This is a genomic window from Pseudomonas sp. DE0157, from assembly GCF_007678615.1.
Lineage (GTDB): Bacteria > Pseudomonadota > Gammaproteobacteria > Pseudomonadales > Pseudomonadaceae > Aquipseudomonas > Aquipseudomonas parafulva_B.
The window spans coordinates 11,069-36,699 of record NZ_VEJN01000004.1 but is presented as its reverse complement, the minus strand read 5'-3'; the positions used below and the strand labels follow the sequence as shown (position 1 = coordinate 36,699).

Genomic DNA, 25,631 nt, shown 5'->3' with positions numbered 1-25,631 from the left:
GCATGAACAGCACGCTTATCCAGACAGACCGTTTCGCCCTGAGCGAAACCGAGCGCTCGGCCATCGAGCATGAAATGCATCACTACGAGGACCCGCGTGCGGCGTCCATCGAAGCTCTCAAGATCGTGCAGAAAGCCCGTGGCTGGGTGCCGGACGGCGCCATTCACGCCATCGGCGAGGTGCTGGGTATCCCGGCCAGCGACGTCGAAGGCGTCGCCACCTTCTACAGCCAGATCTTCCGCCAGCCGGTCGGCCGCCACATCATCCGCGTGTGCGACAGCATGGTGTGCTACATCGGCGGCCACGAGTCGGTGGTTAGCCAGATCCAGAGCGAGCTGGGCATCGGTTTGGGTCAAACCACTGCCGATGGCCGCTTCACCCTGCTGCCGGTCTGCTGCCTTGGGAACTGCGACAAGGCCCCGGCGCTGATGATCGACGACGACACCTTTGGCGACGTGCAGCCTGCTGGCGTCTCCAAGCTGCTGGAGGGTTACGCATGACCATCACTTCCTTCGGCCCGGCCAACCGCATCGCGCGCTCGGCTGAGACCCATCCGCTGACCTGGCGCCTGCGTGAAGACGGCGAGCCGGTCTGGCTGGCCGAGTACGAATCGAAGAACGGCTACGCCGCTGCCCGCAAGGCGCTGGCGCAGATGTCGGCTGACGAGATCGTGCAAAGCGTCAAGGACTCCGGCCTCAAGGGCCGTGGTGGCGCTGGCTTCCCCACCGGGGTGAAGTGGGGCCTGATGCCCAAGGATGAATCCATGAACATCCGTTACCTGCTGTGTAACGCCGATGAAATGGAGCCCAACACCTGGAAGGACCGCATGCTGATGGAGCAACAGCCCCATCTGCTGATCGAAGGCATGCTGATCAGCGCCCGCGCGCTGAAGGCCTACCGCGGCTACATCTTCCTGCGCGGCGAATACACCACTGCGGCGAAAAACCTCAACCGCGCCATCGATGAAGCCAAGGCCGCTGGCCTGCTGGGCAAGAACGTCCTGGGCAGCGGTTTCGATTTCGAGCTGTTCGTGCACACCGGTGCAGGCCGCTACATCTGCGGCGAAGAAACCGCGCTGATCAACTCGCTCGAAGGTCGCCGCGCCAACCCGCGTTCCAAGCCGCCCTTCCCTGCCGCCGTGGGTGTATGGGGCAAGCCGACCTGCGTGAACAACGTCGAGACCCTGTGCAACGTGCCGGCCATCGTCGCCAACGGCAACGACTGGTACAAGTCGCTGGCCCGCGAAGGCAGCGAAGACCATGGCACCAAGCTGATGGGCTTCTCCGGCAAGGTCAAGAACCCAGGCCTGTGGGAATTGCCGTTTGGCGTCACCGCACGCGAACTGTTCGAGGACTACGCTGGCGGCATGCGCGACGGCTTCCGCCTCAAGTGCTGGCAGCCAGGCGGCGCCGGCACCGGTTTCCTGCTGCCCGAGCACCTGGACGCGCAGATGTACGCAGGCGGTATCGCCAAGGTCGGCACCCGCATGGGCACAGGCCTTGCCATGGCGGTTGACGACAGCGTCAGCATGGTCTCGCTGCTGCGCAACATGGAGGAGTTCTTCGCCCGTGAGTCGTGCGGCTGGTGCACACCCTGCCGTGACGGCCTGCCATGGAGCGTGAAGATGCTGCGCGCCCTGGAAAACCGCCAGGGCCGTGCCGAAGACATCGAGACCCTGCTGGGGCTGGTCAACTTCCTTGGCCCAGGCCGTACCTTCTGCGCCCACGCACCGGGTGCGGTGGAGCCGCTTGGCAGTGCCATCAAGTACTTCCGCTCTGAGTTCGAGGCCGGTGTCGCGCCGGTCGTCGCTGGCGAGGCGTTGCGCCCTGACCTGGCAAGACCGCTTCAGGCAGGGCCGACCGTAGTCGGCGCATAACAACATGTTCCAGCGGGTGGTCCGTGCCACCCGCCAGCTTGCCGACAGGCCCGACCCGATCGCGGCGTGTCGCAGGCTTACCGATTTCCATTAGCCACGCCTGCTCACGCGGGCCAACGAAGAACTTTGAACAATGGCCACTATCCACGTAGACGGCAAAGCGCTCGAAGTCAACGGTGCAGACAACCTGTTACAGGCCTGTCTGTCACTTGGCCTCGACATCCCTTATTTCTGCTGGCACCCGGCGCTTGGCAGCGTCGGTGCTTGCCGCCAGTGCGCGGTCAAGCAGTACACCGATGAGAACGACACCCGCGGGCGTATCGTCATGTCCTGTATGACGCCTGCATCCGACGGCACCTGGATCTCCATCGACGATGACGAGTCCAAGGCGTTTCGCGCCAGCGTCGTCGAATGGCTGATGACCAACCACCCGCACGACTGCCCCGTGTGCGAGGAAGGCGGTCACTGCCACCTGCAAGACATGACGGTGATGACCGGCCACAACGAGCGCCGCTATCGCTTCACCAAGCGCACCCACCAGAACCAGGACCTTGGCCCGTTCATCGCCCATGAGATGAACCGCTGCATCGCCTGCTACCGCTGCGTGCGTTACTACAAGGACTATGCCGGTGGCACCGACCTGGGTGTCTATGGCGCCCATGACAACGTCTATTTCGGCCGCGTCGAAGACGGCGTGCTGGAAAGCGAGTTCTCGGGCAACCTGACCGAAGTCTGCCCAACCGGCGTGTTCACCGACAAGACCCACTCCGAACGCTACAACCGCAAGTGGGACATGCAGTTTGCCCCGAGCATCTGCCACGGTTGCTCCAGTGGCTGCAACATCAGCCCAGGCGAGCGTTACGGTGAACTGCGCCGCATCGAGAACCGTTTCAACGGCTCGGTGAACCAGTACTTCCTGTGCGACCGGGGCCGCTTCGGCTATGGCTACGTCAACCGCAAGGATCGTCCACGCCAGGCGCAACTGGCCGACGGCACCAAGCTGGGCCTGGACGCCGCCCTGGACAAAGCCGCCGACCTGCTGCGCGGCCGCACCATCGTCGGTATCGGTTCGCCACGCGCCAGCCTGGAAAGCAACTATGGCCTGCGCGAGCTGGTTGGTGCCGAGTACTTCCACTGTGGGATGGAAGCCGGTGAACTGGCGCGCGTGCGCCTGGCGCTGGAGGTGTTGAACAACAGCCCCCTGCCCGTTCCGACCCTGCGCGACATTGAAGACCACGACGCGGTATTCGTGCTCGGTGAAGACCTGACCCAGACCGCTGCCCGTGTCGCCCTGGCCGTGCGCCAGGCCACCAAGGGCAAGGCCGAGGCCATGGCCGAGGCGATGAAGGTTCAGCCGTGGCTCGACGCCGCCGTCAAGAACATCGGCCAGCATGCGCTGTACCCCCTGTTCATCGCCAGCCTGGCCGAGACCAAGCTCGACGACGTGGCCGAGGAATGCGTGCATGCAGCCCCGGCGGACCTGGCCCGCCTTGGTTTTGCCGTGGCCCATGCCATCGACCCAAGTGCACCCGCCGTCGCCGGCCTGGACGACGAGGCCAAGGCCCTGGTCCAGCGCATCGCCGATGCCCTGATCGCCGCCAAGCGCCCGCTGGTCATTGCCGGCACCTCGCTGGCCGATGCCTCGCTGATCGAGGCCGCCGCCAACATCGCCAAAGCCCTGAAGCTGCGCGACAAACAAGGCTCGCTGAGCCTGGTGGTACCTGAAGCCAACAGCCTTGGCCTGGCCATGCTGGGTGGCGAATCGGTCGACGCTGCGCTGGATGCGGTCATCGACGGCAAGGCCGACGCCATCGTGGTGCTGGAAAACGACCTCTACGCCCGTGTGCCTGCGGCCAAAGTGGACGCTGCCCTAGCAGCGGCCAAGGTGGTCATCGTTGCCGATCACTCCAGAACTCCGACGGTCGAGCGCGCTCACCTGGTACTGCCGGCCGCTTCCTTCGCCGAAGGCGACGGCACCCTGGTCAGCCAGGAAGGCCGTGCCCAGCGCTTCTTCCAGGTGTTCGACCCGCAGTACCTGGACAGCAGCATCCAGGTCCACGAAGGCTGGCGCTGGATGCACGCCCTGCGTGCAACCTTGCTGGCCAAGCCCGTGGACTGGACCCAACTGGACCACGTGACCCACGCCTGCGCCCAGGCGGCCCCGCAACTGGCTGGCATCGTCGACGCCGCGCCAAGCGCCGCCTTCCGCATCAAGGGCCTGAAGCTTGCCCGCGAGCCGCTGCGCTACTCCGGTCGCACCGCCATGCGCGCCAACATCAGCGTGCACGAGCCGCGTACCCCGCAAGACCGCGATACGGCATTCGCCTTCTCCATGGAAGGGTATTCGGGCTCGGCCGAGCCACGTCAGCAGGTCCCGTTCGCCTGGTCGCCAGGCTGGAACTCGCCCCAGGCCTGGAACAAGTTTCAGGACGAGGTGGGCGGTCACTTGCGTGCCGGCGACCCCGGCGTGCGCCTGATCGAATCCCAAGGTGATGGCCTGGCCTGGTTCACCACGGTGCCTGGCGCCTTCAACCCGGCCCGCGGCACCTGGACGGCAGTACCGTTCTTCCACCTGTTCGGCAGCGAAGAAAGCTCCTCGCGTGCCGCGCCAGTGCAAGAGCGCATTCCGGCTGCCTACGTGGCCCTGGCCAAGTCCGAAGCCGATCGCCTGGGCGTCAACGAAGGCGCCCTGCTGGACCTGAACGTCGCGGGTGTGGCGCTACGCTTGCCGCTGCGTATCAATGAAGCGCTGGGCGCTGGCCTGGTCGCGCTGCCCAAGGGCCTGGCCGGCATCCCGCCAGCCGTGTTCGGGGCATCCGTCGAAGGCCTGCAGGAGGCAGCACAATGAGCTGGTTCACCCCCGAAGTGATCGACGTGATCCTCACCGTGCTACGGGCCATCGTGGTCCTGTTGGCGGTGGTGGTCTGCGGCGCGCTGCTCAGCTTCATCGAGCGGCGCCTGCTGGGCTGGTGGCAGGACCGTTACGGTCCGAACCGCGTCGGCCCGTTCGGCATGTTCCAGATCGCTGCCGACATGCTCAAGATGTTCTTCAAGGAAGACTGGAACCCGCCCTTCGTCGACCGCGTGATCTTCACCCTGGCACCGGTCGTGGCCATGAGCGCCCTGCTGATTGCCTTCGTGGTCATCCCGATCACCCCGACCTGGGGCGTGGCCGACTTGAATATCGGCCTGCTGTTCTTCTTCGCCATGGCCGGTCTGTCGGTGTATGCCGTGCTGTTTGCCGGCTGGTCCTCGAACAACAAGTACGCCTTGCTGGGCAGCTTGCGGGCCTCGGCCCAGACCGTGTCATACGAAGTGTTCCTGGGCCTGGCGCTGATGGGCGTGGTGGTGCAGGTCGGCTCGTTCAACATGCGCGACATCGTCGAGTACCAGGCGCAGAACCTGTGGTTCATCATTCCGCAGTTCTTCGGCTTCTGCACCTTCTTCATCGCTGGCGTGGCCGTGACTCACCGTCACCCCTTCGACCAGCCGGAAGCGGAACAGGAACTGGCCGACGGCTACCACATCGAGTATGCCGGCATGAAGTGGGGCATGTTCTTCGTCGGTGAGTACATCGGCATCATCCTCATCTCGGCGCTGCTGGTCACCCTGTTCTTCGGCGGCTGGCACGGCCCGTTCGGCATCCTGCCGCAACTGTCGTTCCTGTGGTTCGCCCTGAAGACCGCGTTCTTCATCATGCTGTTCATCCTGCTGCGCGCCTCCATTCCGCGCCCACGCTATGACCAGGTGATGGACTTCAGCTGGAAGTTCTGCCTGCCGCTGACCCTGATCAATTTGCTGGTGACCGCTGCGATCGTGCTTTACAACACGCCAGCCGTCGCGGCCCAGTGAGGATTTGACCCATGTTCAAGTATATCGGCGACATCGTTAAGGGCACCGGCACCCAGCTGCGCAGCCTGGCCATGGTGTTCTCCCACGGGTTCCGCAAGCGCGACACCCTGCAGTACCCCGAAGAACCCGTGTACCTGCCGCCACGCTACCGTGGCCGCATCGTCCTGACGCGCGACCCCGACGGCGAAGAGCGCTGCGTGGCCTGCAACCTGTGCGCGGTAGCCTGCCCGGTGGGCTGCATCTCGCTGCAGAAGGCAGAAACCGACGACGGCCGTTGGTACCCGGAGTTCTTCCGCATCAACTTCTCGCGCTGCATCTTCTGCGGCCTGTGCGAAGAAGCGTGCCCGACCACCGCAATCCAGCTGACTCCGGATTTCGAAATGGCCGAGTTCAAGCGTCAGGACCTGGTGTACGAGAAAGAAGATCTGCTGATCTCCGGCCCCGGCAAGAACCCTGACTACAACTTCTACCGTGTTGCGGGCATGGCAATCGCTGGCAAGCCGAAAGGCGCTGCGCAGAACGAAGCCGAGCCGATCAACGTGAAGAGCTTGCTCCCATAAGGACAGAAAGATGGAATTCGCTTTCTACTTCGCATCCGGGATCGCCGTGGTCTCCACCCTTCGGGTGGTGACCGGCACAAACCCCGTACACGCCCTGCTCTACCTGATCATCTCGCTGATTTCCGTGGCGATGATCTTCTTTTCCCTTGGCGCGCCGTTCGCGGGCGCCCTGGAAGTGATCGCCTATGCCGGCGCCATCATGGTGCTGTTCGTCTTCGTGGTGATGATGCTTAACCTGGGGCCGGCGTCGGTCGCCCAGGAGCGCGGCTGGCTCAAGCCCGGTATCTGGGCAGGGCCGGTGATCCTCGGCGCCCTGTTGCTGGTGGAACTGCTGTATGTGCTGTTCGTCGCACCCAGCGGCGCTGCCATCAGCGGTACCACCGTGGGCCCGAAAGCAGTGGGTGTGAGCCTGTTCGGCCCCTACCTGCTGGTGGTCGAACTGGCGTCGATGCTGCTGCTCGCGGCAGCTGTCACCGCCTTCCACCTGGGCCGCAATGAGGCGAAGGAGTAAATCATGGGTGCTATCCCTCTCGAACATGGTCTGGCCGTCGCCGGCATCCTGTTCTGCTTAGGTCTGGTTGGCCTGATGGTCCGCCGCAACATCCTCTTCGTGCTCATGAGCCTGGAAGTCATGATGAACGCTTCTGCCCTGGCGTTCGTCGTCGCCGGTGCCCGTTGGGTCCAACCCGATGGCCAGGTGATGTTCATTCTGGTGATCAGCCTGGCAGCAGCCGAGGCCAGCATTGGCCTGGCCATCCTGCTGCAGCTGTATCGCCGCTTCCACACTCTCGACATCGATGCTGCCAGTGAGATGCGCGGATGAACCTTCTCTTCCTGACTTTCGTCTTTCCCCTCATCGGCTTTGTGCTGCTGTCGTTCTCGCGCGGGAGGTTCTCGGAGAACCTGTCCGCTCTGATCGGCGTCGGTTCGGTGGGCCTGTCGGCGGCCACGGCCGCCTACGTGATCTGGCAGTTCAACGTCGCCCCGCCTGAAGGCGGTGCGTACAGCCAGCTGCTGTGGCAGTGGATGTCGGTGGATGGCTTTGCGCCGAACTTCACCCTGTACCTGGATGGCCTGTCGGTCACCATGCTGGGCGTAGTGACAGGCGTGGGTTTCCTGATCCACTTGTTCGCGTCCTGGTACATGCGTGGCGAGACCGGCTACTCGCGGTTCTTCTCGTACACCAACCTGTTCATCGCCAGCATGCTGTTCCTGATCCTGGGCGACAACCTGCTGTTCATCTACTTCGGCTGGGAAGGGGTGGGCCTGTGTTCCTACCTGTTGATCGGTTTCTATTACAGCAACCGCAACAACGGTAACGCAGCGCTCAAGGCCTTCATCGTCACCCGGATTGGCGACGTGTTCATGGCCATCGGCCTGTTCATCCTGTTCGCCCAGCTGGGCACGCTGAACGTCCAGGAACTGCTGGTGCTGGCACCGCAGAAATTCCAGGCCGGTGATACCTGGATGGTGCTGGCAACACTGATGCTGCTGGGCGGTGCCGTGGGCAAATCCGCGCAGCTGCCGCTGCAGACCTGGTTGGCAGACGCCATGGCCGGCCCGACCCCAGTGTCGGCGCTGATCCACGCGGCGACGATGGTCACGGCTGGTGTCTACCTGATCGCCCGTACCAATGGCCTGTTCCTGCTGGCGCCGGACATCCTGCACCTGGTGGGCGTGGTGGGTGGCGTGACCCTGGTGCTGGCGGGCTTCGCTGCACTGGTGCAAACCGACATCAAGCGTATCCTGGCCTACTCGACCATGAGCCAGATCGGCTACATGTTCCTGGCCCTGGGCGTCGGCGCCTGGGATGCGGCGATCTTCCACCTGATGACCCACGCCTTCTTCAAGGCGCTGCTGTTCTTGGCCTCGGGTGCCGTCATCGTGGCCTGCCACCACGAGCAGAACATCTTCAAGATGGGCGGCCTGTGGAAGAAACTGCCCCTGGCCTACGCCAGCTTCGTGGTCGGTGGCGCTGCCCTGGCGGCCTTGCCGATCGTGACCGTGGGCTTCTACTCCAAGGACGAGATCCTGTGGGAAGCCTTCGCCAGCGGCAACTCCGGCCTGCTTTACGCCGGCCTGGTCGGCGCCTTCATGACCTCGCTGTACACCTTCCGCCTGATCTTCATCGCCTTCCATGGCGAAGCCAAGACCGAAGCTCATGCCGGCCACGGCATCAGCCATTGGCTGCCACTGGGCGTGCTGATCGTGCTGTCGACCTTCGTCGGCGCATGGATCACCCCGCCGCTGGCTGATGTGTTGCCACAGAGCGCAGGCCATGCCGGCGGTGAAGCCAAGCATGCGCTGGAGATCACCTCGGGCGCCATCGCCATTGCCGGTATCCTGCTCGCCGCCTTGTTGTTCCTGGGCAAGCGCAGCTTCGTCAGCGCGGTGGCCAACAGTGGTATCGGCCGCGTGCTGTCGGCCTGGTGGTTCGCGGCCTGGGGCTTTGACTGGATCTACGACAAGCTGTTCGTCAAGCCCTACCTGCTGATCAGCCACCTGCTGCGCAAAGACCCGGTTGACCGCGGTATCGGCCTGATCCCTCGCCTGGCTCGCGGTGGCCACGTGGCCATGACCAAGACCGAGACGGGCCAGCTGCGCTGGTACACCGCCTCCATCGCCATTGGCGCAGTGCTGGTACTCGGCGCTGTGGTAGTGGCCGCGGTATGACCATGAACCTTGCGAACCTTGCGACCCTGCAAAAGGAAACCAACCCGTCATGATTTTGCCTTGGCTGATCCTGATCCCCTTCATCGGCGGCTTCCTGTGCTGGCTGGGCGAGCGCTTCGGCGCTACCCTGCCGCGCTGGATCGCGCTGCTGACCATGTCCCTGTTGCTCGGCATCGGCCTGTGGCTGTGGGCTAACGGCGACTACACCCTTGCCCCTGCCCCGGGCGCCGAGCCCGCATGGGCCCTGGAATACAAAGTCCAGTGGATCCAGCGCTTCGGCATCAGCATCCACCTGGCGCTCGACGGCCTGTCGCTGCTGATGATCCTGCTCACAGGCCTGCTGGGCGTGCTGTCGGTGCTGTGCTCCTGGAAAGAGATCCAGCGCCATGTCGGCTTCTTCCACCTGAACCTGATGTGGATCCTGGGCGGTGTGGTCGGTGTGTTCCTGGCGCTGGATCTGTTCCTGTTCTTCTTCTTCTGGGAAATGATGCTGGTGCCGATGTACTTCCTCATCGCGCTCTGGGGTCATAGCTCAGCGGACGGCAAGAAGACGCGCATCTACGCGGCGACCAAGTTCTTCATCTTCACCCAGGCCAGTGGCCTGATCATGCTGGTGGCGATCTTGGGCCTGGTCCTGGTCAACTACACCAATACCGGTGTGATCACCTTCAACTACAGCGACCTGCTCAAGGCCGACCTGCCGGCCGGTACCGAGTACCTGCTGATGCTGGGCTTCTTCATTGCCTTTGCGGTGAAGCTGCCGGTGGTACCGTTCCACTCCTGGTTGCCCGATGCCCACGCCCAGGCGCCTACTGCAGGCTCCGTGGACCTGGCCGGTATCCTGCTCAAGACCGCGGCCTATGGCCTGCTGCGCTTTGCCCTGCCGCTGTTCCCCAATGCATCGGCAGAGTTCGCGCCCATCGCCATGACCCTGGGCCTGATCGGCATCTTCTACGGCGCCTTCCTGGCCTTTGCCCAGACCGACATCAAGCGCCTGATCGCCTTCTCCAGCGTCTCGCACATGGGCTTCGTGCTGATCGGCATCTATTCCGGTAGCCAGCAAGCACTGCAAGGTGCAGTCATCCAGATGCTGGCTCACGGCCTGTCGGCTGCCGCGCTGTTCATCCTGTCCGGCCAGCTGTACGAGCGTCTGCACACCCGTGACATGCGCCAGATGGGCGGGCTGTGGCACCGCATCGCCTACCTGCCTGCCATCAGCCTGTTCTTCGCTGCCGCCTCCCTGGGGCTGCCAGGTACCGGCAACTTCGTGGGTGAGTTCCTGATCCTGCTCGGCAGCTTCGTACACGTGCCGTGGATCACCGTCATCGCCACCACTGGCCTGGTGTTCGGCTCGGTCTACTCGCTGATCATGATTCATCGCGCCTACTTCGGCCCGAGCAAATCGGACACCGTACTGGCCGGCATGGACACCCGCGAGCTGGTCATGGTGCTGGGCCTGGCGGTACTGCTGGTGCTGCTGGGCGTGTATCCACAGCCGTTCCTCGACACCTCTGCCGCCACCATGAGTGGTGTGCAGCAGTGGCTCGGTTCCGCTTTCACTCAACTCGCTTCGGCCCGGTAAGAGCGCTATGGAATTCACCACTCAACACTTCATCGCATTGGCGCCGATGCTGATCACCACCATCACCACGGTGGTGGTGATGCTGGCGATCGCCTGGAAGCGCAATCACTCGCAGACATTCCTGCTGTCCACCGTGGGGCTGAACCTGGCCCTGCTCTCGATCCTGCCGGCACTGAAGGTCGCGCCCCTGGCGGTCACGTCGCTGATCACCATCGACAAGTTCGCCTGCCTGTACATGGCGATCATGCTGGTCGCGACCCTGGCGTGCGTGACGCTGGCCCATGCCTACCTGGGCGAAGGCGCCAAGGGTTTCCCGGGCAACCGCGAAGAGCTGTACCTGCTGCTGCTGATGTCGGCACTGGGCGGGCTGGTGCTGGTCAGCGCCAACCACCTGGCGGGCCTGTTCATCGGCCTGGAGTTGCTGTCGGTACCGGTCTATGGCCTGGTGGCCTACGCCTTCTTCAACAAGCGCTCGCTTGAAGCCGGCATCAAGTACATGGTGCTGTCGGCCGCAGGTTCGGCCTTCCTGCTGTTCGGCATGGCGCTGCTGTACGCAGATGCCGGTAGCCTGACCTTCGACCAGTTGGGCAAGGCACTGGCTGCCACCAGCATGCCGAGCCTGCTGGCTCAACTGGGTCTGGGCATGATGCTGGTCGGGCTGGCGTTCAAGCTGTCGCTGGTACCGTTCCACCTGTGGACGCCCGATGTGTACGAAGGTGCCCCGGCGCCGGTTGCAGCGTTCCTCGCTACGGCCAGCAAAGTAGCGGTCTTCGCAGTGGTCATCCGCCTGTTCATGCTCTCCCCTGCCGCCAGCAGCGGTGTGCTGAGCACGGTGCTTGCAGTGATCGCCGTGGCCTCGATCCTGGTCGGCAACCTGTTGGCGTTGACTCAGAACAACCTCAAGCGCCTGCTGGGTTACTCGTCCATCGCCCATTTCGGCTACCTGCTGATCGCGCTGGTCGCCAGCAAGGGCTTGGCGCTGGAGGCCATGGGCGTCTATCTGGTCACCTACGTGCTCACCAGCCTGGGGGCGTTCGGCGTCATCACCCTGATGTCCTCGCCCTACGGTGGCCGCGACGCTGACGCGCTGTACGAGTACCGCGGTCTGTTCTGGCGTCGCCCTTACCTGACTGCCGTGCTGACCGTGATGATGCTTTCGCTGGCCGGCATCCCGCTCACCGCTGGCTTCATCGGTAAGTTCTACATCATTGCCACCGGTGTCGAGTCGCAACTGTGGTGGCTAGTAGGTGCTCTGGTAATCGGTAGCGCCATTGGCGTGTACTACTACTTGCGCGTCATGGTGACCCTGTACCTGGTAGAGCCGAACCTGCGCCGTCATGATGCCCCGCTGAAATGGGAACAGCGCACCGGTGGCGTCATGCTGCTGGCCGTCGCCGTGCTTGCGTTCATTCTCGGCGTGTATCCACAGCCCTTGCTGGACCTTGTCCAGCAAGCAAGCCTGCAACTGATCGGCTGATCGGTCTGGCAACGCGAAACACCCCGCTTGTGCGGGGTGTTTTTGTATCCGCGCCATTAACGTGGTACGCCATCCTTGGCCACATCGCTGCGCCTCACTCACCGCGCCAGCACAGCGGCTGTGTCCGGTAATGCCGCCTTGCGCACGTCGCCCTTGGCGGGTGGGAGGTAAACGCCAGGGTTGGGCATGCCGCTTGGGGACAGCTCGTGGGTCATCTCGAACTCAGCCCGTACTGACCAACCGCACGCCTCGGTGGTGCATTGCAAATAGGCAATTCGCAGGAAAATATGACGGCCTTCGCTGGTACGTATGCGCATGCGGCTGTGGCAATGCGGGCAAACCAGTTTATAAGTACTCACGAGAAGTACCTGCTAGCATTGTTGCTGCTTCTGCGATGTAGGCATGATCCTAGGGCCACGTAAGTTTTGGCTGAATGCATGGCTGGGTGGCTCATCTTCAAGTTCCTCATGCGGGAATCCTCCTAAAAGCACAGGGCTGTATTCGTAACGAGTAGTTTAAGCCCATGGAATATCATTAAACCAGTGATGGATATTTGTTATGAGTACTCATGCGCTCGCTGCCGTCATGGAGCGTCTCAAGCAGCTGACCGGTACCCACACTGATGCGGAGCTTTCACGGGCGTTGTCGATCAGCCCGCAGACCTTGAGCAGCTGGAAAGTCCGCAACAGTGTCCCATATTCGTTTTGCGTAGAGATTGCCGTACACTATGCGTGCTCTCTTGACTGGTTGCTGTTGGGCAAGGGCCAAGCTGCTTTTTTTGCTCAAGAAAACGCTGAGTGGGAGTCGGATCTGCTGGGGCGATTGCGCACTCTGTCCCCCACTGACCGCCAGGCCATCCTGCTCGTGATCAAGGACAAACAACGGATACAGCTGCTGGAACAGCGATTGACCGAGCTCAGTAAGGGTTCTGGCAGTAGTGCCCCTTAACCCCGACGGCGCCAACGCTGAATCAGCTCGCGCGGATCCAGCGAATCCAGCCAGACCATGACCTTCAAGCTGATGGGAATGACCACGACAGCGGCGACGAAGGCCGACATGCCAGGGGTCAGCAAAGGCGCGATGGACGAAATCAAGGGTTCGAACAGATGTCCTACCCCAACCGTCACGAACACCAGCAGTATTTTCTTGCTCAATGTAAGCCGCTTGGCCGTGTCCGTGATCAGCCGATCTCGAGCCGCACTGACCAGCAACGCGCCAAGCAAGGCGGCAAACAACACGCTGGCTTCGGCGCTCAGCAGCTCCATGACCGCCTGGAATTCCCCCCCTGCGTTAAGTCGTTCAGCCATGACGCACACCCCGGCGTGGTGAGCATACGTAGGGCAGGCCCAGATAGAGCATGATTGCCGCGTCCACAAAGCACAGATAACAAATCCGCAGCGCGCGCCCATGGTCATGCCCGCACACATCATCCAGGCGTCTGTAGCCCAGGCTTCGCAACGCGACGCGCCAGTTGGCAAACTCGCGAGCGGCTTTGATCACGGCGCAATGAGCAGCTACCTCGATTGCCGCATCCCCCGTGGTTCGCTGCAACTTCAGGCGCTTGCGCAGCCCGTTCAGATCAATGCGTGGCCAGAATGGGTCATGGCAGTCGCCAGCACGAGCAGTGTCTTGATGGTTCATAAATCACCTCACGCTTCGGCCAAAAGGCCATAACGAATAGCCTTGATGACTGCCCCTACCCGGGTAGGCACATCGAATTTGCGCATGATGTTGGATACATGAAAATTCACCGTCGACTCCTTACAACCTAGTATCTGCCCGATTTCCCACGAGCTCTTACCGTAGGCGCACCACAGCAGTACCTGGTGTTCGCGGGGCGTCAGGCGCGCGGGGGCGATTGGGGAGTCGCCGGTAGGCGCGCCTGTGGGTTTAGCTGAGACGGATTGTTGTGGACCTCTTGGATCGGTAGCCATGTTCGAACTCCGGGTAAGTGACGACCGGCGATGCTGCCGGCCTGCAGTCACCTTACGAAGCAAGTACGCGCCTACTCTAGCGGCGGGCTTTGTACGGAAACTTCATACAATTGCGCGCCTTGGAAACCCGATGAATTCGCCGACTTTCGACGTGCTCCGAGCGCCATCTCGCTCGTCTCAATGCTGATATTCGTCCGCCATCTATCTGGAGCCCTACAATGCGTTGCGTTTTGTCCCTTACCCCCTGCGTGGGTATGCTGGGTGTGTTCATGGCCGCCCAGCCCGCGCTGGCAGCGGCGCCGGTCGAACTGGGCCAGGTGCTGATCACCGAGGAGGAACAGGACGACCTGAGCGCCGCCAGTGAGCGCTTGCGGGCCATACCGGGCGCCAGCAACATGGTGGACATGCACAGCATTGGACAAGGCCGCGTGGCCAGCAATCAGGACGTTCTGGCCTACCAGCCAGGGGTGTTCGCCCAGTCGGCAGGCAACGATGGGATCAAGCTGTCGATCCGTGGCTCGGGCATCAACCGGGCACCGGGTGCGCATGGCTCGGGTGTGTACACCCTGTTCGATGGCCTGCCCCTGACTGGACCAGGTGGCACGCCCTACGAGCTGTTCGAACCGTTATGGTTGAGCCGCGCCGAAGTGCTACGGGGGGCCAATGGCTTTGATCAAGGTGCCCTGGCCCTCGGCGGCGCGATCAACTATGTCACCCACACGGGCCGCGATGCCGCGCCATTGCAGATACGTTACGAAGTGGGCAGCCGGGGCTATCAGCATCGGCACATCAGCTCGGGCCAGGTGCTCGGTGGCCTGGATTACTACGTGGCCCTTACCGACGTCGAGTACAACGGCTATCAGCGGCACAGCAGTGGCAGCGCCAGCGGTATTGCCGCCAACATCGGCTACCGCTTCAACCCGAACCTGGAAACGCGGTTCTACCTGCGTTACCGGGAAACCGAAAACGAACTGGCCGGCCGCCTGACCAAAGACCAGATCAAGCACCACCCGCGGGCAGCCAACCCAAGCTACCTGGCTCGCGATGACAGTCGCCCGCAACCGGGCAGCACCTGGGTGGGCAACAAAACAACCTTTTACCTCGATGATGACGCCAAGCTTGAAGCTGGCCTGGTGTACCACGATTACCCCATGGACCTTCGCGAAGGGCCCATGCGCCTGAAAGTCGCCTATACCGACGTCAGCGGCACACTCGACTACAGGCGCCGCGATACGTTGTTCGGGCGTGAAAGCAAGTCCACTATCGGCTGGCGCACCACCAAACACCTGCCCAACAGCGGCGCGTCGCAGTTTGCTCGTAACGGCCATGTATTCGCAGACCGCACCCGAGACTTTACCTACCAAGGCTCAGACACCGTGTTGCACGTGGGTAACGACCTGGAGCTGGTACCCAATGTGTGGCTGACCACAGGCCTGGCCGCGATCTATACCCGCCGCGAGAGCGACGTGACCTACCCTGCCCAGGGCGGCAAGGTGTCCCTGCACGACTGGGACTATGCGCCACGGGTGGGCCTGCGCTACGACATACGCCCCGACCTGCAGGTATACGGCAACCTCAGCCGGTCGGTAGAACCGCCGCACCCTTGGTCATTGATCTGGAGTGCGCCAAGCGTTGGCGGCAAGCAGATTCAACCGATCAAAATGCAGAACCAGACCGCCACCACGCTGGAGGTGGGTGCGCGCGGCGAGTCCACGGTCGGGCGATGGGACCTTGCCTGGTACTACTCCCAGGTACGCCACGAACTGCTCGCGGTCGAGGTGGTGCCGAACTTCACCTCGGAATTCAACGCCAGCGCCACGGTGCATCAAGGGGTGGAGGCCGGGCTGGACAGCACCCTGTGGGAACAGTCTGGCATGGGCCGCCTGAGCCTGCGCCAGGCCTATACCTTCAGTGACTTCCATTACCGCGACGACGAAAAATTCGGCCACAACCGCCTGCCGGGCATCCCCATGCATTACTACCAGGCCGAGTTGCGCTTCGACTGGCCCAATGGCTTCTACGCCGGGCTCAACACGCAGATGGCGTCCAAGGTGCAAGTGGACTACGCCAACAGCTACCACGCCGACGATTACGCTACGCTCGGTGCCCGTCTCGGTTGGGACTCGCCGCAGCGTGACTGGCAGACATGGCTGGACCTACGCAACCTGACCAACAAACGTTACGCGGCGACCGTTACCCCAGGCTTCAATGACGCAGGGCGCGACATTGCCCGCTCGACCCCGGGGGAAGGCGCTGCGGTCTATGCCGGAGTGTCCTATACCTTCCATTGACTGCCACAATCGAGCATTCTCTGGCTGACAGACATTGCGCCGGCCGGCTGGCCCGCGCAATGTGGCGCCGCCTAGCCCACCGTCATACGGACCGATTGAGCTTCACCCAAGAGGCAAACTTGTCGATGAAGCCCTGCAGAAACGGCCGGGTTTTGTCGTTGAGCTTGCCTGACTCGTCGAACAAGCTGGCAGCGCCGCCGATGTAGGCCTCCGGCATCTGCATGCACGGCATGTCCAGGAACACCAGAGACTGACGCACCGAATGGTTGGCACCAAAGCCGCCGATCGCGCCTGGCGACACACTCGCCACGGCTGCCGGTTTACCGCCCCACGCGCTTTGCCCGTAAGGCCTTGAACCCACGTCGATGGCATTTTTCAGGCAGCCTGGCATGGTCCGGTTGTACTCTGGCGTGACGAAGAGCACCGCATCGCTGCCCTTGATGTCCTCCCGAAAGCGTGTCCAGGCAGCTGGCGGAGCATCGGTTTCCAGGTCTTCGTTATACATGGGTAAGTCGCCGATCTCGACGATCTTCAGTGCCAGGCTAGACGGCGCCAGCTCAGACAGCGCGCGGGCCACCTTGCGGTTATAGGAATCCTTGCGCAGGCTACCGACGACGACGGCAACCGAATAGACCTGGGTCATGGCAATCTCCAACTTCACGTTTTCAGGGACGATGTAGTTATAGATGACCGTTTTGCGCGGCTTTGGTTTTTTTTCCTGGCCGCGAAAACTTCCCTTGCCCTTGGAAGGTCTACTGCTACAGACATTTCCTACGCAATTCAGAGGGTTCCACCCAAATGGCAGCAGTAATGGTCGGCCAATTCCATGCCCGCGACGCCGAAGGCCGTATCTATCCCGTTCACGAGTTCCAGGAATCTACCCTGCAACTGGACGGCAGCACGACCGGCGCACCTATCACTACTTACCGCCTTGCCATCGGCGACCGCGTCAACTACCTGGGTGAAAATCGATTCGAGCTTGCCCGCACCGGTGTCGAAATCATTCGTATCCCATGACAGGGAGACAGTACTAGCCTGTTGCTACTCAATCATGTTTGTACCGATTTTGCGGGCCTGGATTGAACAGCAACGGGCCGTGACTTTTTCAGTCCGCTGACCGCTCGGTCAGCGCCTGCCAGAGCGAGGGGCCGCCGGCGGACTTTGCAATCGCTGCAAGACGTTCGGCATGTGATTCCAGCTCATCCGGTGTGGCCAGAATGACCCGGCCTGGCGCACGTCCGCTGATGCGGCGTATGTCAGTTCCACCACTGCCCTGCCCGTTTTCGTCCGAATCGCTGCCGTGCCCTGCCAACGACAGACTGGTCTGGCCGCCGGTCATCGCCAGATAGACATCTGCCAGCAGCTCGGCGTCGAGCAGCGCGCCGTGCAGTTCGCGCCCCGAGTTGTCGATATCGTAGCGTTTGCACAGGGCATCCAGGCTGTTGCGTTGCCCAGGATGACGCGCCCGCGCCAGCAACAAGGTGTCGAGAATGGTGCAGTGCTGGGACAGGTCGGCACGGTCCTGCTGGCCCAGCAGCGCGAACTCGTTGTTGATGAACCCCACGTCGAACGCTGCGTTGTGGATGACCAGCGTGGCGCCCTGGATGAACGCGAAGAACTCCTCGGCTACGTCGCTGAAGCGAGGTTTGCCAACCAGAAAGGCGTCAGTGATGCCATGGACATTGATCGCGCCCTCGTCACTTTCGCGGTCAGGCTGCAGGTAGACGTGGAAGTGCCTGCCTGTCAGACGCCTGCCGACCACCTCGACGCAGCCGATCTCGATGATGCGGTGCCCCTCGCTGACCGGCATACCCGTGGTTTCGGTATCGAGGATAACGAACCGCTTGTCTTGCTGTTGCTCCACCTGGGGACTCCAACTTGCATCGCTTACAAAGGTGCGCAGTATAACAGCAGGCCGAAGGCAAGCGCTGTGCCCCCTTCGCACCTGGGATCGGGTTCAGGGCTTCAGGCCCGGGCGCGCACTTCGTCCACGCCACGGTTGGCCAGCTGGTCCGCACGCTCGTTGCCGGGGTGGCCAATGTGGCCGCGCACCCACTTCCAGGTCACCTTGTGGCGGTTGACCTGTTCGTCCAGCAACTGCCACAGGTCGGCATTCTTCACAGGCTCCTTGGCCGCGGTCTTCCAGCCACGCTTTTTCCAGTTGACCATCCACTCGCTGATGCCTTTCATCACGTACTGCGAGTCAGTCGTCAGCACGACCTCGCACTCACGCTTGAGCGCCATGAGCCCCTGGATGGCGGCCATCAACTCCATGCGGTTGTTGGTGGTCTCACGTTCGCCGCCCCACAACTCTTTTTCAACGCCCTTGAAAATCATCAGCACACCCCAGCCGCCGGGGCCAGGGTTGCCCTTGCAGGCACCATCGGTAAACATTTCGACGCTATCGCTCATGTACCACTCGTATTCACTGCTTATCGGGATCGGGGGTCGCCGAGGTGCGGTTGACCTTGGCCAATGGCAACGGCAGTAACTTGCCCATCGGCTCGCGACGCTGGGGCCGCAGCGGCCGCAGGCCCACGACCATCTTGCGCGCCACCAGCACATAGACACCGCCGCCAGCGCTCTGCCAACCGCCCGCCATGCGTTCCCACCCTTGCAGGCGCTGCTGCCAGGCAGGCGAAGCAAGCGGCGGACGATAGCACCCGAAGCGACGTTTCTCCAAGGCAAAGCCCAGTAGATTGAGCCAGTCACCCAGTCGCGAAGGCGAGATGCAGCGAGCCTTGCGCAAAGCGCCACGGCTGAACAGGTGACGCACTCCCCAGCTGCTCCACGGGTTGATCCCGACGACCAGCAGGTGGCCGCCGGGGCGCACGGCGCTGGCGGCCTCACGCAACAGCCCATGGGGCGACAGGCTGAAATCCAGCCCATGCTGCAACACCACCACATCGGCCGCGTGCTCGCTCAACGGCCAGGCTTGTTCCTCGCAGACGATCTCCACCCCCGGCAGCGGTGCGCCGAGGCGCACGTTGCGCTGGACCTTCGGCGCACTGGGCGGGGCATCGGCGCAGGGGCCGTAGTGCACCAGGTAGCCACCGAAGAAGCGCCCCAGCTCTTCCTCCAGCAGCTTCTGTTCTTCGTGCAGCATCAACTGGCCGAGCGGGCCCTGAAACCACTCACGGGCCAGGCTGATCAGCTTGACCCAGTCCGGGTCGGCCTGGGCGAAGGCTTGGTCGGTCATTGTGCAATTCCTCGGAAGGTTCTACCACCGCGCCATCGCGGCTAAGATGCCTTCATGTGCCAAGCAAGGCGAATCGGATTCCCACCATGATACAGATCGAAGCGTTGCCCGCTTTCTCGGACAATTACATCTGGTTGTTACAGGATACTGCCAAACGCCACTGCGCGGTGGTCGACCCTGGCGATGCCGGCCCGGTAGAACGGTGGCTCGCCGCTCACCCGGGGTGGCAGCTGACCAACATGCTCATCACTCATCACCACAATGACCATGTGGGCGGTGTGGAGCGGCTCAAGGCGTTGACTGGCGCGCACGTACACGGCCCGGCCAACGAGCGCATCCCGTGCAGGGATGTGGCACTGGACGATGGCGATCAGGTCACGGTGCTGGGAGAGGTGTATGACGTGCTTGCCGTGCCAGGCCACACGCTGGGGCATATTGCGTTCTTCAACGGTGGCGCGGCTACACCTGTACTGTTCAGTGGCGACACCCTGTTCGCAGCTGGGTGCGGGCGCATGTTCGAGGGCACTGCCGAGCAGATGCAACCGGCGCTAGCTCGCCTGGCAGCCCTGCCAGCCGAGACCCTGGTGTACTGCGCCCATGAATACACTTTGAGCAACCTGCGTTTCGCCAAGGCCGTGGAACCTGACAATGAAGATGTATTGAAGCGTTTCGAAGCGGTTTCCCGTCTGCGTGCGCAAGACCGCATCACGTTGCCCACCACCATTGCCCTGGAACGGCTGACGAACCCCTTCCTGCGCACCGCTGAAACATCTGTTAAACAAAAAGCAGACGAATGGAAGGGACATTCCAACACCTCGCATGTCGCTGTTTTTGCTGCCTTGAGGTCTTGGAAAGATAGCTTCTGATAACCCCAAGATATATCGCAAGTGGCGGTCAGAGGTTGACCCGGTCCGGAGCGGTTCCTAGAATCGCCGAAATTTTTTGCCCGGATACCTGTGCCCGCCGATGTCTTCTCGAAGCCGCAGAACCTCTCATTCCGTCGCGCTGACGCGCCTGGCCCAGGTCAGTGCGCTCGCGCTGGCCGCCACCTTGGTGGGTTGCCAGAGCACACGTCAGCTCGACGAAGCCGATAGCGTCCGTGCGCACAGCCAGCAAGCGCGAATCAAGCCAAGACCCGCGCCGTTGCTGGTCAAGCCGGTCGAGCAAGCGCCTCGAGATGTCTGGGAACGCATGCGCCAGGGGTTCGTGCTCCAAGAGTACCGCGACGTCAACCCGCGCATCGATCAGCAGCGCCTGTGGTTTGCCAGCAACCCGACGTTCATCGAAAGTGCTGGCGAGCGCGGCAGCCTCTACCTGCACTACATCGTCGAACGCCTCGAAGAGCGCGGCATGCCACTGGAGTTGGCCCTGCTGCCGGCGATCGAGAGCGCCTACAACCCTATGGCCTACTCACGCGCAAGTGCAGCCGGCATGTGGCAATTCATGCCGGCCACCGGCCGGCACTTCAACCTGCGCCAGACCAACTTCTATGACGGGCGCCGCGATGTCACAGCTTCGACCAACGCCGCGCTTGACTACCTGACCCGCCTGCACGACATGTTCAACGGCGACTGGTTGCTGGCGCTGGCGGCCTACAACGCTGGGGAAGGCACGGTCAGCCGGGCAATGGAGCGCAACGAGAAGCTGGGCTTGCCCACCGACTACTGGAACCTGCCGCTGCCTCAGGAAACCCGTGACTATGTGCCGAAACTGCTGGCCTTGTCACAGGTAGTCTCCACGCCTGAAGCCTACGGCGTGAACCTGACGCCGATTGCCAACGAACCGTACTTCGAGGCCGTCGCGATCAACGACCGGCTCGACCTGACGCGGGTGGCTGCCTTCGCCGACATCGACGAAGACGAACTCATCCAGCTGAACCCAGCCTTTAAAAAGCGCATGACGGTCGATGGCCCGAAGCAGTTGCTGGTACCCACGGCCAAGGCGCAGTTGCTCTCGGCCAGCCTTTCCAACCTCAACCCCGAGCAGTTGGTCACCCTTCAGCCCCCCAAGGCAGCTTTCGCTCGCGCCGTGGCCGAAGCCCAGGCGCCTGTAGCCGCGCGCAGCTACAAGGTCAGGCGTGGTGACAACCTGGGGACCATCGCCAAGGCCAACCGTGTCTCCATTGCGGACATCAAGCGCTGGAACCGCCTTTCGGGTAGCAGCCTGCGGGCAGGCCAGGTGCTAGCCCTGCGCGGCGGCAAAGCCTCCAGTGGAGCCGCCAACCGGGTCGCCAGTTCGGCAAAACGCACCACTCAATACAAGGTGCGCAAGGGCGATTCGCTGTATCTGGTGGCCAAACGCTTCAATGTCGAGATGACCCACCTCAAGCGCTGGAACCCGCGCAGTGGCCATGCGCTGAAACCAGGCCAGACCCTGACCGTCTACGTCGGCCACTGACCCTGGCGGCAAGGAGACACCCGTACGTGCGCGTACCTGTGTTTTCTTGCCGTTTGGCGCTTGCCGCGCCAGTGCAAACTGTTACTGTAGCCCGATCAAAGCCCAATGCCTTTGGATCGGATGCCGACTTGATACGTCCCCTCCTTCTTACACTCAGCCTGGCCTTGAGCTTTCCCGCCGTCGCAACCGTGAGCGAGAGCCACGGTTACGCGCAGTTCGGCACGCTCAAGTACCCGGCCTCGTTCACCCATTTCGACTGGGTCAACCCGCAAGCCCCCAAAGGTGGCACCTTGCGGGCGATGGCCTTCGGTACGTTCGACACCCTCAACCCCTATACCTTCAAGGGTACGAGCCCGGTGAGCACGCCCAACTTTCAACAGTATGGGGTCAACGAACTCAACGAAACCCTCATGGTGGGCACCGGCCAGTACGACCCCTCGGGCGATGAGCCGACCTCCAGTTATGGGCTGATCGCCCGCTCGGTCGAATACAGCCAGGACCGCAGCTGGGTGGTGTTCAACCTGCGTCCGCAAGCCCGCTGGCACGATGGCAAGCCCATCACGTCGGCAGACGTGGCCTTCTCCTTCCGCACACTGCTCAAGGAAGGCCATCCGCTTTACCGGACCAACCTGCAGGAAGTGCAGCGGGTGGACATTCTCGGGCCGCTGCGTATTCGCTTCGTATTCAAGCGTGCCGGCAACCCGCTGCTCATCCTGCGCCTTGGGGAAATGCCCGTTCTGCCCCAGCATTACTGGCGCACACGCGACTTCAAGGCCACCACCTTCGAGCCCCCGCTGGGCAGCGGGCCCTACAGGGTGACCCAGGTACAGCCAGGCCGGCGCCTGGTATTCGAGCGGGTGAAAAACTACTGGGGCAAGGACCTGGCAGTCAATCGCGGCAAGTACAACGTCGACCGTGTCGAGTACGAGTTCTACCGCGACTCGACCGTTGCCTTCGAAGCCTTCAAGGCAGGCGAGTTCGACATCTACATCGAGCATCAAGCCAAGAACTGGGCCAACGGCTACACCTTCCCCGCCGTGCGGCGCGGCGAAGTGATCAAGGCGCAGATCCCCCACCGCATCCCGACCCAGACCCAAGGCCTGTTCATGAACAGCCGTCGGGCCACCTTCAGCGATCCACGGGTGCGCCAGGCGCTGGGCCTGATGTTCGATTTCGAGTGGACCAACCGTGCGCTGTTCAGCAGCGCCTACCGCCGTTCGACCAGTTATTACCCCAACAGCGAATTCGCAGCCGCCGGCCTGCCCCAGGGCAAGGAATGGCTGTTGCTGGCCCCGTTTCGCGACCAGCTTCCGGCCAAGCTGTTCACCGAACCCTACCAGGTCAGCCGCACGGACGGGCGCGGGATCGACCGGCAGACGTTGCGCAAGGCCCTGGCCTTGCTGGCGGAGGCCGGGTGGACGCTGAAGGGGCAGCGCCTGGTCGACAGCAAGGGCCAACCGCTGCGCATGGAAGTGCTGCTGGTAAACCCCAACCTGGAACGCATCCTGCAACCGTATGTCGAAAACCTCTCCAGCATCGGTGTAGACGCGCGCTTGCGAACCGTGGACCGCGCCCAGTACAAACAGCGACTGGACCAGTTCGACTTCGACATGATTCTGATGACCCTGAACCAGACCCTGAGCCCGGGCCTCGAGCAGTGGCTGTACTTCCATTCAAGCCAGGCGGCCACCAAAGGCAGCAAGAACTACGCCGGGGTTGACGACCCTGTGGTCGATCATCTGCTCGACACCTTGCTGGCGGCGCGCACCCGTGATGACCAGGTGGCAGCGGCGCGAGCGCTGGACCGCGTGCTGTCATGGCAGCACTACATGATTCCCAACTGGTACCTCGACAACCACCGCCTGGCCTACCGCAATCGGTTCGGCTTCGTCACCACGCCGCCCTATACCCTCGGGCTGAACAGCTGGTGGATCAAGACTTCGGAGAAAGCCCAATGACGCCCACGCATTCCTTGCGCCGGCTGGCCGGCAGCCTGTTGCTGGCCTGCCTGAGCCTTCCCGCGCTGGCAGCGCCGCAGCACGCACTCACCCTGTACGACGAGCCGCCCAAATACCCAGCGGATTTCAAGCACTTCGATTACGTAAACCCGGACGCTCCCAAGGGTGGCACCTTCCGCCAGTCCAGCTTTGGTGGGTTCGACAGCCTCAACCCCTTCATCAACAAGGGGGTATCGGCCGAAAACATCAGCATCATCTACGATACCTTGATGCGCCAGAGCCTGGACGAGCCTTTCACCGAATATGGTCTGGTCGCTCGACAGATCGAGAAGGCGCCTGACAACAGCTGGGTGCGCTTCTACCTGCGCCCCGAGGCGCGGTTCCACGATGGCCATCCCATGCGCGCCGAAGACGTGGTGTTCACCTTCAATGCGCTGATGAAGGACGGTGCCCCTCTGTACCGCCAGTACTACGCGGACGTGGCCGAGGTGGTCGCCGAAGACCCGCTCAAGGTCGTGTTCACGTTCAAGCACAAGGGCAACCGTGAACTGCCGCTGATTCTCGGCCAGTTGCCCGTGCTGCCCAAGCATTGGTACGCGCAGCGCGACTTCAACCGCGGCAACCTGGAAATTCCGCTGGGCAGCGGGCCCTACAAGGTGGCCGAGGTCAAGGCCGGGCGCTCGGTGCGCTATGAGCGGGTCAAGGACTATTGGGCCAAGGACTTGCCCATCAACCGTGGTTTCTACAATTTCGACGCCATGACCTTCGATTCCTACCGCGACACTACGGTTGCGCTGGAGGCACTGAAGGCCGGCGCCTTCGACTATTCGCTGGAGGTCAGCGCCAAGAACTGGGCCACAGCCTACAACGTGCCGGCCGTGCGCGATGGCCGCCTGATCAAGGAGGAGCTGCCCAATGGCAACCCCACCGGCATGCAGGGCTTCATCTTCAACATCCGCCGGCCGGTCTTCCAGGATATACGCGTGCGCAAGGCGCTGAGCCTGCTGCTGGACTACGAATGGACCAACAAGCAGCTGTTCAACGGCGCCTATACGCGCACCGGCAGTTACTTCGAGAATTCAGAGATGGCGGCCCGTGGCCTGCCCGGCCCTGGCGAGCTCAAAATCCTCGACCCGGTGCGCAGCCAGGTGCCTGAGCAGGTCTTCACCCAGGCCTTCCATAACCCGGTCAGCGACGGCAGCGGGATGATCCGGGAACAGCAGCGCCAAGCCTACAAGTTGCTGCAGGAAGCGGGCTGGAAAATCGTCGACGACAAGATGGTCGACACCAACGGCCAGCCGGTCAGCATCGAGTTTCTGCTTGCCCAGACCGAGTTTGAGCGGGTTTTGCTGCCCTTCAAGCGCAACCTCGCGGACCTGGGTATCGAGCTAAACATCCGCCGGGTTGATGTGTCTCAGTACATCACCCGCCTGCGCTCGCGCGACTACGACATGATTGTCGGCGGCTACCCCCAGTCCAACTCCCCTGGCAACGAGCAACGGGAATTCTGGTCCAGCGCGGCCGCCGACAACCCCGGCAGCCGCAATTTCATCGGCCTGCGTGACCCTGCCATCGACCAACTGGTCGATGGCCTGATCAACGCCGAGTCGCGCCAGAGCCTGATCGACCACTGCCGCGCCCTGGACCGGGTATTGCTGTGGGGCTACTACGTGATTCCGAACTGGCACATCAAGACCTGGCGCGTGGCCTATTGGAACCACATCGGTCACCCCAAGGTTTCGCCCAAGTACGACATCGGCATCGACACCTGGTGGATCAAGCCCGGCACACCGCCCAAGGCAAGCCAGGCCACTGCCGGCGAGGCCAACTGA

General features: G+C 62.5%; 25 protein-coding genes. 17 read left to right on the top strand and 8 right to left on the bottom strand.

Going from position 1 to position 25,631, the window contains the following annotated elements:
- Positions 1–2: 2 nt before the first annotated feature.
- From nuoE to nuoN, 10 genes are all read left to right on the top strand, one after another.
- On the top strand, positions 3–500 hold the full coding sequence (gene nuoE / locus FS777_RS06910; RefSeq protein ID WP_027916252.1) for an NADH-quinone oxidoreductase subunit NuoE: 498 nt from the start codon (positions 3–5) through the stop codon (positions 498–500).
- Positions 497–1,876 (top strand): NADH-quinone oxidoreductase subunit NuoF, encoded by a 1,380-nt coding sequence (gene nuoF / locus FS777_RS06905; RefSeq protein WP_023534745.1) that lies wholly within the window; start codon positions 497–499, stop codon positions 1,874–1,876. Before nuoE ends, nuoF begins: the two co-directional genes overlap by 4 nt.
- Before the next feature lie 133 nt (positions 1,877–2,009).
- The gene (gene nuoG / locus FS777_RS06900) at positions 2,010–4,724 is read left to right on the top strand and encodes an NADH-quinone oxidoreductase subunit NuoG (protein WP_145254653.1); all 2,715 of its coding nucleotides are present in this window, start codon (positions 2,010–2,012) and stop codon (positions 4,722–4,724) included.
- The gene (gene nuoH, locus FS777_RS06895) at positions 4,721–5,728 is read left to right on the top strand and encodes an NADH-quinone oxidoreductase subunit NuoH (RefSeq protein WP_027916254.1); all 1,008 of its coding nucleotides are present in this window, start codon (positions 4,721–4,723) and stop codon (positions 5,726–5,728) included. Before nuoG ends, nuoH begins: the two co-directional genes overlap by 4 nt.
- An 11-nt stretch (positions 5,729–5,739) precedes the next feature.
- On the top strand, positions 5,740–6,288 hold the full coding sequence (gene nuoI / locus FS777_RS06890) for an NADH-quinone oxidoreductase subunit NuoI (RefSeq protein ID WP_023534793.1): 549 nt from the start codon (positions 5,740–5,742) through the stop codon (positions 6,286–6,288).
- Between the two features lie 10 nt (positions 6,289–6,298).
- Positions 6,299–6,799, top strand: coding sequence for an NADH-quinone oxidoreductase subunit J (gene nuoJ, locus FS777_RS06885; RefSeq protein ID WP_023534783.1), 501 nt, complete (start codon positions 6,299–6,301; stop codon positions 6,797–6,799).
- A 3-nt stretch (positions 6,800–6,802) separates the two neighbouring features.
- Positions 6,803–7,111, top strand: coding sequence for an NADH-quinone oxidoreductase subunit NuoK (gene nuoK, locus FS777_RS06880; protein ID WP_003251446.1), 309 nt, complete (start codon positions 6,803–6,805; stop codon positions 7,109–7,111).
- Positions 7,108–8,961 (top strand): NADH-quinone oxidoreductase subunit L, encoded by a 1,854-nt coding sequence (gene nuoL / locus FS777_RS06875; RefSeq protein WP_078478313.1) that lies wholly within the window; start codon positions 7,108–7,110, stop codon positions 8,959–8,961. Before nuoK ends, nuoL begins: the two co-directional genes overlap by 4 nt.
- Before the next feature lie 49 nt (positions 8,962–9,010).
- Entirely contained in the window at positions 9,011–10,543 is a 1,533-nt protein-coding gene (gene nuoM, locus FS777_RS06870; protein WP_058639795.1) for an NADH-quinone oxidoreductase subunit M, read from the top strand.
- A gap of 7 nt (positions 10,544–10,550) precedes the next feature.
- Positions 10,551–12,020: an NADH-quinone oxidoreductase subunit NuoN gene (gene nuoN, locus FS777_RS06865; protein WP_058605086.1), complete on the top strand. Its 1,470-nt coding sequence runs from the start codon at positions 10,551–10,553 to the stop codon at positions 12,018–12,020.
- Between the two features lie 98 nt (positions 12,021–12,118).
- On the opposite strand, the gene FS777_RS06860 is transcribed toward nuoN, so the two are convergent.
- On the bottom strand, positions 12,119–12,379 hold the full coding sequence (locus tag FS777_RS06860) for an ogr/Delta-like zinc finger family protein (protein ID WP_058605087.1): 261 nt from the start codon (positions 12,377–12,379) through the stop codon (positions 12,119–12,121).
- A 199-nt stretch (positions 12,380–12,578) separates the two neighbouring features.
- Here FS777_RS06860 and FS777_RS06855 point away from each other — a divergent pair, with 199 nt between their 5' ends.
- Positions 12,579–12,968, top strand: a complete 390-nt coding sequence (locus FS777_RS06855) for a helix-turn-helix domain-containing protein (protein WP_058605088.1) — start codon at positions 12,579–12,581, stop codon at positions 12,966–12,968.
- Here FS777_RS06855 and FS777_RS06850 read toward each other — a convergent pair.
- Genes FS777_RS06850 through FS777_RS06840 form a run of 3 tightly spaced genes read right to left on the bottom strand, consistent with a single transcriptional unit; the run spans position 12,965 to position 13,954 of the window.
- Positions 12,965–13,285 (bottom strand): hypothetical protein, encoded by a 321-nt coding sequence (locus tag FS777_RS06850; RefSeq protein WP_228385183.1) that lies wholly within the window; start codon positions 13,283–13,285, stop codon positions 12,965–12,967. The two genes, FS777_RS06855 and FS777_RS06850, sit on opposite strands and share 4 nt — an antisense overlap.
- Positions 13,286–13,319: 34 nt before the next feature.
- Entirely contained in the window at positions 13,320–13,661 is a 342-nt protein-coding gene (locus FS777_RS06845) for a head completion/stabilization protein (protein WP_145254650.1), read from the bottom strand.
- An 8-nt stretch (positions 13,662–13,669) separates the two neighbouring features.
- Entirely contained in the window at positions 13,670–13,954 is a 285-nt protein-coding gene (locus FS777_RS06840) for a helix-turn-helix domain-containing protein (protein ID WP_288399204.1), read from the bottom strand.
- Positions 13,955–14,172: 218 nt separating this feature from the next.
- Here FS777_RS06840 and FS777_RS06835 point away from each other — a divergent pair, with 218 nt between their 5' ends.
- A complete protein-coding gene (locus FS777_RS06835; RefSeq protein ID WP_078478310.1) occupies positions 14,173–16,245 on the top strand; it encodes a TonB-dependent receptor domain-containing protein in 2,073 nt (690 codons plus the stop codon).
- Between the two features lie 82 nt (positions 16,246–16,327).
- Here FS777_RS06835 and FS777_RS06830 read toward each other — a convergent pair whose 3' ends face one another.
- A complete protein-coding gene (locus FS777_RS06830; protein WP_058639798.1) occupies positions 16,328–16,888 on the bottom strand; it encodes an NADPH-dependent FMN reductase in 561 nt (186 codons plus the stop codon).
- A 155-nt stretch (positions 16,889–17,043) separates the two neighbouring features.
- On the opposite strand from FS777_RS06830, the gene FS777_RS06825 reads away from it, so the two are divergent.
- Positions 17,044–17,262 carry a hypothetical protein gene (locus FS777_RS06825; RefSeq protein WP_023534782.1) on the top strand — a complete coding sequence of 73 codons (219 nt, stop codon included), beginning with the start codon at positions 17,044–17,046 and terminating at the stop codon, positions 17,260–17,262.
- Positions 17,263–17,350: 88 nt separating this feature from the next.
- Here the strand turns inward: FS777_RS06825 and dnaQ are convergent, their stop codons facing one another.
- The 3 genes from dnaQ to FS777_RS06810 form a co-directional block, all read right to left on the bottom strand.
- Positions 17,351–18,055 carry a DNA polymerase III subunit epsilon gene (dnaQ, locus tag FS777_RS06820; RefSeq protein WP_230375146.1) on the bottom strand — a complete coding sequence of 235 codons (705 nt, stop codon included), beginning with the start codon at positions 18,053–18,055 and terminating at the stop codon, positions 17,351–17,353.
- 155 nt (positions 18,056–18,210) lie between these two features.
- A complete protein-coding gene (gene rnhA, locus FS777_RS06815; RefSeq protein ID WP_058639800.1) occupies positions 18,211–18,657 on the bottom strand; it encodes a ribonuclease HI in 447 nt (148 codons plus the stop codon).
- A 13-nt stretch (positions 18,658–18,670) separates the two neighbouring features.
- Positions 18,671–19,444, bottom strand: a complete 774-nt coding sequence (locus FS777_RS06810) for a class I SAM-dependent methyltransferase (protein WP_058639801.1) — start codon at positions 19,442–19,444, stop codon at positions 18,671–18,673.
- An 86-nt stretch (positions 19,445–19,530) separates the two neighbouring features.
- Here FS777_RS06810 and gloB point away from each other — a divergent pair, with 86 nt between their 5' ends.
- The 4 genes from gloB (at position 19,531) to FS777_RS06790 (ending at position 25,631) form a co-directional block, all read left to right on the top strand.
- Positions 19,531–20,310 (top strand): hydroxyacylglutathione hydrolase, encoded by a 780-nt coding sequence (gene gloB, locus FS777_RS06805; RefSeq protein WP_145254647.1) that lies wholly within the window; start codon positions 19,531–19,533, stop codon positions 20,308–20,310.
- 100 nt (positions 20,311–20,410) lie between these two features.
- On the top strand, positions 20,411–21,841 hold the full coding sequence (locus tag FS777_RS06800) for a lytic transglycosylase domain-containing protein (RefSeq protein WP_058605098.1): 1,431 nt from the start codon (positions 20,411–20,413) through the stop codon (positions 21,839–21,841).
- A gap of 128 nt (positions 21,842–21,969) precedes the next feature.
- A complete protein-coding gene (locus FS777_RS06795; protein WP_145254643.1) occupies positions 21,970–23,799 on the top strand; it encodes an extracellular solute-binding protein in 1,830 nt (609 codons plus the stop codon).
- Complete coding sequence (locus tag FS777_RS06790; RefSeq protein WP_058639804.1) at positions 23,796–25,631, top strand: extracellular solute-binding protein; 1,836 nt, start codon at positions 23,796–23,798, stop codon at positions 25,629–25,631. The genes FS777_RS06795 and FS777_RS06790 overlap by 4 nt, the downstream gene beginning before the upstream one ends.